At 45.1% G+C, this 1,185-nt stretch carries 1 protein-coding gene; it reads right to left on the bottom strand.

The window, feature by feature from the left end:
- Nucleotides 1–1,185 (bottom strand): ABC transporter substrate-binding protein (locus R7040_RS24570; RefSeq protein WP_318097285.1); only part of this gene is annotated, 1,185 nt, incomplete at both ends.

Raw genomic sequence — 1,185 nt, 5'->3', positions numbered from 1 at the left:
TCGCTGAATCTCATGACCTAGTTGGATCTTCTTATCCATGTCCATGTTAAAGCGATACGCAATGATCTTTTCATCTAGCTCTGGCGTGCTGTAGTTAGTGAATGAGTTCGTTTGTGGTTTGTTCGCGTTCACGGAATGGAAGTATTCCCAATAAGTTGGGATTTCTGAAGTCCCCATATCAAAGAAAGCAAGTTCGTGTTTTTTCTCACGCACATACTTGAACATCGATGAACCATCAATCAGCTTCAGCTCAATGTCCAACCCTGCCAATTTTGCCTGTTCACGCAAGAAAGCAATACGCGGTGTATGAACTGGAGATGAGTACGTCAATTCAAAGCTCAAACGCTGACCTTTATCATTCACGCGAATACCATCGGAACCAATCTTATCGAAGCCCGCAGCTTCAAACGCTGCCGCCGCTTTTTCTGGTTCAAACTTTGGCGCTTTCACATCTGGCAACGTGTACTTACCATGCCCAAAGCCCGTTGGGTTGGGTTTACGGCTGTAGTCTCCACGCATAACATTCTCGAGCATGCCGCCGAAATCTGTCGCGTAAGTGATCCCTTTGCGAATGTTTAAGTCATCAAGTAGAGGCATGGCCGAGTTTATCCACACGCCACGAGCACCAACTGGATATTGGTTGTAACCCCAGAACTTCTCAATGTAACCCTTTTGATAAGGGGCAGTATTGGATTTGTCATGCCATAGACTTGGCAAAACCAATCCAAATGCATCCAACTTACCTTTTTCGAAGTGTTTCATCGCAATATCACTATCGCGGATAACCGTGATACGAATTTTGTCGACGTTATAGCGATTCTCGTAGTACTTATTGGTATAACCCCCCCAGTCCTCACCTACGTGCTTAAAGGTAACGCTTTTGCCTTTTTTGACGTCGGCTAAATAATAAGCGCTGGTGGTTGGTTCACTTTTAAAGTTGTAGTAGCGCACAAAATCATCATGAATGCCGTCACCGTTCTCGTCTTTCTTCGGATTCGCATAGAAATGAGCAGGACGAGGACGTAGCGCCCCCATTCTCAACAACAACTCTTCTGGATTGAGCTCTTTCGCGGCCTTCACGGCGAAGGTGTGATCGTCAAATTTGATAACATCAGCAACCGTTTTGTTGTAATAGTCGTTGTACCAAGGCTCTAGAATGTCTTTCGAGCGGTAAAACTTAAGCAT

The organism is Vibrio sp. 1069 (assembly GCF_033340555.1).
Note: the sequence above shows the minus strand (reverse complement) of the source record. Positions and strands in the feature narration are given on the sequence as shown.